Source organism: Nocardiopsis sp. LOL_012 (assembly GCF_048060475.1).
Taxonomy (GTDB): domain Bacteria; phylum Actinomycetota; class Actinomycetes; order Streptosporangiales; family Streptosporangiaceae; genus Nocardiopsis.
In genome coordinates, this window is the sequence record NZ_JBHMIV010000041.1 from 43,270 (window position 1) to 49,676 (window position 6,407).

The 6,407-nt window shown below is 70.2% G+C and carries 5 protein-coding genes and 2 pseudogenes; all 7 read left to right on the forward strand.

What is annotated here, in order from left to right; translation table 11 throughout:
• Positions 1 to 25: 25 nt before the first annotated feature.
• Complete coding sequence (locus ACFHWE_RS21010) at positions 26 to 829, forward strand: SDR family oxidoreductase (RefSeq protein WP_416603481.1); 804 nt, start codon at positions 26 to 28, stop codon at positions 827 to 829.
• Between the two features lie 67 nt (positions 830 to 896).
• Positions 897 to 2,126: an AAA family ATPase gene (locus ACFHWE_RS21015; protein ID WP_416603483.1), complete on the forward strand. Its 1,230-nt coding sequence runs from the start codon at positions 897 to 899 to the stop codon at positions 2,124 to 2,126.
• Positions 2,041 to 2,717: pseudogene (locus ACFHWE_RS21020) on the forward strand (DUF4276 family protein). The gene ACFHWE_RS21015 and the pseudogene ACFHWE_RS21020 overlap by 86 nt, the downstream one beginning before the upstream one ends.
• Positions 2,718 to 2,797: 80 nt before the next feature.
• Positions 2,798 to 3,240 (forward strand): annotated as a pseudogene (locus ACFHWE_RS21025) (VOC family protein).
• Between the two features lie 71 nt (positions 3,241 to 3,311).
• On the forward strand, positions 3,312 to 3,668 hold the full coding sequence (locus ACFHWE_RS21030) for an antibiotic biosynthesis monooxygenase family protein (RefSeq protein ID WP_416603485.1): 357 nt from the start codon (positions 3,312 to 3,314) through the stop codon (positions 3,666 to 3,668).
• Between the two features lie 240 nt (positions 3,669 to 3,908).
• Positions 3,909 to 4,217 carry a lactococcin 972 family bacteriocin gene (locus ACFHWE_RS21035; RefSeq protein WP_416603487.1) on the forward strand — a complete coding sequence of 103 codons (309 nt, stop codon included), beginning with the start codon at positions 3,909 to 3,911 and terminating at the stop codon, positions 4,215 to 4,217.
• A 619-nt stretch (positions 4,218 to 4,836) separates the two neighbouring features.
• Positions 4,837 to 6,390 (forward strand): hypothetical protein, encoded by a 1,554-nt coding sequence (locus ACFHWE_RS21040; protein WP_416603489.1) that lies wholly within the window; start codon positions 4,837 to 4,839, stop codon positions 6,388 to 6,390.
• Positions 6,391 to 6,407 lie beyond the last annotated feature (17 nt).

Below are 6,407 nucleotides of genomic sequence, written 5' to 3' on the forward strand. Positions count from 1 at the left end.
CCCTTCGCCGTCTCCGAGGAGCCCCATGACCGACACCACCGCCAGGACCGCACTCGTGACGGGGGCCTCCTCCGGGATCGGGGCCGCCGTGGCCGCCGCCCTGGTCGGGCGCGGCTACCGCGTCTACGGCACCAGCCGCTCCCCCGGTTCGGTCTCCGAGCCGGTCCCCGGGGTGGAGTACCTGGCACTGGACCTGGCCGACCAGTCATCGATCGAGGCGTGCGCGGCCGCCGCCGGGGCGGTGGACGTGCTGGTCAACAACGCCGGTGAGAGCCAGAGCGGCCCCTTCGAGGAGCTGCCGCCCGAGGCCCTGGAGCGGCTCTTCCGGGTCAACGTGCTCGGACAGGTCCGGCTGACCCAGCTCCTGCTCCCGGGGATGCGCGAACGCGGGTACGGCCGGGTGGTGATGGTGGGCTCCATGCTGGCGAGCTTCCCGCTGGCCTACCGGTCCTCCTACGTGGCGAGCAAGGCGGCGCTCAAGGGGTTCGCCGACGCCCTGCGCCGCGAGGTGTCGCCCTACGGGGTCCGGGTGACGACGGTGGAGCCGGGGTCGATCAACACCGGGATCAGCGAGCGGCGCACCCAGTACCTGAGGGAGGGCTCGCCGTTCACCGAGGAGTACCGCACCATGCTGGGCAGGCTCAACGCCAACGAGGCGGCGGGCATCTCCGCGGAGACCGTCGCCGAGACCGTCCTGCGCGCGGTCGACGCCGACCGACCGCGCCCCCTCTACGCCGTGGGTAGCAACGCGCCGAGGGTGTTCGCCCTGCGCCGCCTGCTGCCGTACGCGACGGTGCTGCGGATGGTCGCCCGCAGGCACGGCCTCTGAGGGGGACCGGGGCGGCGGCCCCGGCGGGCGCACCCCGGGTCGGCCGCCGCCTGGCTAGGGTTGAGGCATGGCACGCCGCAGACTCCGCTCCCTCACCGTCGAAGGACTCACCTCGATCCGTTCGGCCACGGTCGAACTCGGCGACGTGAACGTGCTCATCGGCGCCAACGGCGCGGGCAAGAGCAACTTCGTCTCGGCGCTGGCCATGCTCGGCCGTATCGCCGACGGCGACCTGGGGCTCTTCGTCGGCCTGAACGGCGGGGCGTCAGGGCTGCTGCACCAGGGGCCGGACAGCGCCGCCGAGATCAGGCTGCGGGCCGCGATCGGACCCCACGGGCGGCAGGACCCGTCCGCATGCCGTGATCAGGGGTTCACCTACAAGGCGGCCCTGACAGAGGCTCGCGACGACCGCTTGATCTTCAGCGGCGAAGAGATCACCCGGCCCGCCGACTCGGAACACCCGCTGCGTGTGAAGGGCGGACACGGGGAGAGCGTGCTCTCCGAGGCGCCCGACCCCGCTGTCGCCTCCTCAGACGTAGAGGCTCTCACAGCCATCGCCGACGTCCTTCGCGGCTGCCGTGTCTTCCACTTCCACGACACCGGTTTGAACGCCCCGATGAAGCGCATCGGCTACGCGTCCGACAACCTCACCCTGCACCCCGACGCGGGCAACCTCGCCGCACCGCTCATGCGCTTGCGCGACTCCGAACCACGCGCGTACCGGCGTATCCTCCGCGACATCCGCAAGGTCGCACCGTTCCTCCGGGACTTCGTCCTCGTCGAACGGAACGAACAGCTACAACTGCGCTGGAAGCAGGTGGACAGCGACACCGTGTTCCCCGCAGGCGCCCTGTCCGACGGGACATTGCGCTTCATCTGCCTGGCCACCCTGCTCGGTATGCCGACCCCTCCCAGCATCATCGTCCTGGACGAGCCCGAACTCGGCCTGCACCCGTACGCCATCGTCCAACTCGCCGACATGCTGCGGGCCGCCGGGACTTCCAGCCAGATCGTCATCGCCACCCAGTCGACCACCCTCGTGGACCAGTTCGCGCTGGACGAACTGGTCATCGTCGAACGTGAGCGGGGGGCTCCGAGTTCCGCCGTCCGGCCCCCGGTCCCCTGCGTGTGTGGCTGGACGACTACTCCCTGGGCGAACTGTGGCAGAAGAACCTGCTCGGCGGCCGTCCCCGTTCGGAGCGAAGGTGACCGTGCGCAGGCTCCACATCCTCTGCGAGGGCCAGACCGAGGAACGGCTCACCGAGGACACCCTCGGCCCGTACTTCATCACCCCTGACACCTATGTCAGTTGGTCGGTCATCACCACGAAGCGCACGACGAGCGGGGGTGACGTCAAGGGAGGGGTCGGTAGGTGGGGCACCCTGCACCGTGAGATCCGGAATCTGCTCCATGACTCCTCCATCACCGTCCTCAGCACCCTCATCGACTACTACGGTGTGCCCTCGGACGCTCCGGGTATGGCGACACGCCCGCCGAGCCCGCCCCGGTCACGGGTGGAGCACGTGGAGGCGGCGATGCGGGAGTGCGTCGGCGAACGCGCTTCCTGCCGCACCTGGTGGTGCACGAGACCGAGGCGTGGGTTCTGGCGTGCCCGGAGGTCCTGTCCGAACTCGTCGGCGCACCGAAGATCGCCCGTCGCATCCGCGCCCTCACGGTCGGCTCGGGAGGCCCCGAACTGGTCAATGACGGCCCCGACACCGCTCCGTCCAAACGGTTGCGTTCACTGGTACCCGACTACCGCAAGACCGTGGACGGTCCTGATGCCATCGGCCTCACCGGGGTGGACGCGGTCCGGCGGCAGTGTCCGCACGCCAACGCGTGGTTTCGTGCCGTGGACGAACGGCTGGGGGTCATCCGCCGCCCCTGACACGCCCACGCCGGGTGCGACACGGTCGGCGGGATCCGCCGTGGTGTCGGCGGACCCGGCAAGGATGATGGGACCGCCCCGTGCAACAGCAGGTCCACTTCATCACGCTGGTCACCGCCGACCTGGACGCGGCCCGGCGCTTCTACCGCGACGGGCTCGGCTGGGAGCCGCTGGTGGACGTCCCCAGGGAGATCGTCTTCTTCCAGGTGGCGCCCGGCACGTTCCTGGGGCTGTTCGACGCGGGCAAGTTCGCCGGGGACCTGGGCGGCCCGGACGGCGGCACCGGCGTGCCCGGGGTGTGGGGGGTGACGCTCTCGCACAACGTCGGCGGCCCGGAGGAGGTCGGGGAAACGGCGGCCCTGATGGCCGCCGCCGGGGGGGGACGGTGCTCAAGGAGCCGCAGCCGGGGGAGTTCGGCGGGATCTTCCACGCGCACGTGCGGGACCCCAACGGGGTGGTGTGGGAGGTGGCCCACAACCCGGGGTGGCGGATCGACGAAGACGGGAGGGTCGTCCTCGGCTGAGTCGGACGGAGCCACCGGCGGGAGCGGGTCTAGGTTGGGCGGTGCAGTCCGAATCATGCGAGAGGTGCGCGATGAGCGTCGTCAAGTTCAACGTCCTGACCGTCCCCGAGGGCTCCGGGGCCACGCTGGAGGAGCGCTTCGCCAAGCGCGCGGGCCTGGTGGAGGGCCAGCCCGGCTTCGAGGAGTTCCAGCTCCTGCGCCCGGTCGAGGGCACCGAGAAGTACCTGGTGTACACGCGGTGGACTTCGGAGGAGGACTTCCAGAACTGGGTGAGCGGCCAGGACTTCCAGCGCGGCCACGCCCAGGCGGCCAAGGACGCCGGCCAGGCGGGCCACGGGCACGGCGGGGAGAGCGGCGCCAAGCCCGCCGCGACCGGCAGCGAGCTGTGGGGCTTCGAGGTCGTCCAGCGGGTCTGCGCCCAGGGCTGAGCGCCTCGCAAGGGAGGCGGCCGGTGCGCACCGGCCGCCCCTGTTCAGCTCCCGCCGTGCCGGATGTGGCCACGCCGCACTCAGCAAAGACGAAGACCCAGGTGAGACGCAATACCACGAATGTTGCGGCGTGTTTTTCTACCTATTGTCCGCTTGTCTTCTTCTTTTTTGGGGGGGGTAGTTTCTGCGTCGGTTCACACACAGTGTGCGACCAGAAACAACCCCCTTCGCAGGAGAATCATGGGCAACAACATCAAGCGTGCCGCCGCCACCGCGGCCATCACCGCCGCGCTGGCGGCGGCAGCGGCGGCCCCGGCCTACGCCGTGATCGAGTACGTGGGAGGCGGGGTGTGGGACCACGGTTTCAAGGGCACCTTCGGCGGCACCGTGTATTCGAGCTACTACCACGGCGGTTGCGGTCACAGCGCGACGGCGGTAGGTGATGACGTGGTTCGCGACTACGCTCCGAAGGGCTACACCGCCTACGCCGAAGTCTCTTCCGCAGCGTGGGGCAACGCGACCTACTGGAACCGCTGCGTGAGCTCCTGAACCCGCGAGCACGTCCAGAGGCCGTCAGCGTCCCCGCGCTGACGGCCTCCCGCCGCCGACCAGCCCGGAGCCCCCGTGCTTCACCGAAGCATCCTCTTCATCCACTTGGCGCTGCTGTTCACCGCCGCGTTCTTCTCCTTCCTCACGGTCCGCTCCTACGAGGAGATGACGACCACGGTCCCCGCGGGAGTCGTCTGGGCCAGCAGCAACGACCAGACCGCGGACCGGTCCCAGATCACCGAGACCGTCGAGGGCTTCGCTCGGGAGACGGGGGTCTCCGTGGCACTCCAGGTGCCCGACCTGCGCGATCCCGGTTCGCTGCGCCACCTCTACCTGGCTCCGGGCCAGGAGGGCGCGCTCGCCTCGGACTGGCTGGAGGACGGATATCCGGTGTTCGGGCACACCATGGACACCCGGGTGCACCCCTTCGGGGAACTGGACCGGGACGACCCCCGCGGCTTCTACCTCGTCTTCGGCACCGAAGCGGACACGGCCGCCTTCGAGTCCGCACTGGCCGGTATCGGCCTGCACGACACCAACAGCGAGGGCGGGTACGCCCTCAGGTGGACCGACCTCTTCCGTCTCGGGGGGGGACCTCAGCTTCGCCCTCGTCATCACCGTGCTGTGCGGTATCACCGTCACCGGTTCCGGCGTTCTGCTGAACGCCAGGAACTACGGGGTGCTCCGGCTCCAGGGGTACCCCTACACCAGGATTCTGGCGCGGGACCTGGCGCAGATCGGGCGCTTCCACCTCCTGGCGGGCGGTTGCACGGTCGTGGGGATCACGGCCGCGCTCCTGCTCTACAACGGGCTCGCCCAATTCGTGCTCTTCGCCCGGATCGCGGGGTGGCTGCTGGCCCTGTTCCTGGGCACCGCCCTTCTCACCCATGCCTTCGCCCTGGCACTGTTGCAGGCCACGAGCCTCCTCGACGCGCTCAAGGGAAGGATCCCCGCCAGGCCGGCCACCGCGAGCGCCTACGCCGTCCGGGTCCCCGCCCTGGTCCTGGTCCTGGTCTCGGTGAGCCTGGTCGTCCACTCCGCCCAGAACCTCCGGGAGCACCGGGAGGAGTTCGACGTCTACTCCGAGGCGGGGCAGGCCTCGCGCATCACGCTCTCCGGCAGTGTGGACTTCGCGGAAGTGGGTGAATCCATGGACCCGCTCGTGGGCGGCTGGCTGCGCCAGGCCGACGAGGAAGGCCAGATCATCCTGTCCGTACGGCAGCAGTCCGCCGTCATGGCCCCGCCGGGCGAACCGGCTCCGGGGGCCGACCTGCTCGTGGTCAACGACACCTACCTGGAGCACCAGGAGATACTCTCCCCCGACGGCGAGCGCTACGGCCCCTCCGACACGGTCCGCGTCCTTCTCCCGGAATCCCTCGCCGAGTGGGAGGAGACCGTGGCAAGGTCGGCCGGGGAACGGGCCGCCTCCTGGAACGGCTACGGCCGACCGGCCGGGAGCGATCCCCAGCGGTTCGACACCGAGGTGCTGCCCACCGCAGACGGCCAAGAGGTGTTCACCTACGGATCCGACGGCCCGGTGGGACGGCCCCGGGTCCCCTTCCTCGACGACCCGGTGATCTTCGTCCTGCCCGACGGCGCGGTGCTCTCCGACAAACTCTACGTCGCCTTCGCGACACAGGCCGGGATCGTCTTCCCCGACCCCGAGGAGGTGGAGGAGTCCATCGCCACGCCGCCCTTCTCCACCTACATCAACGGGCTCCAGATGGTCGTCACCAGCCTCGCCGACGACTACGCCGAACAGGTCCGTCACCTGCGACTGCAGTCCTTCAACCTGGCCGCGGCCACGGGGGTGCTGGTGATGACCGCGGTCGCGGTGTGCCTGGTCCACGTCCGCACCCGGGCCCAGACGATCTTCGCCAAGCACATCAGCGGTTGGCGGTTCACCGCCATCCACCGCCGGCTGCTGGTCGCGGAGGGTGCCCTGGCGCTGGCGTTCCTCGGCTGGGCGGCCCTGCGGGCCTTCCGCGTCCTGATCCGCGTCGATGGCCCACCCACCCCGGGCACCCTCGCACCCACCCCCGAGCAGGCCGCCGTCGCCGCCCTGGAACCGCTTCTGGCCATCGCCATCGCGGGTGGCGGTCTCCTGCTCATCGCCGCGATCCTCCTGTACTTCCACCGCCGTATCGTCCGTGAGGGCGCCGCCCAGGCCTGAAAGGGACCCCCGCCGTG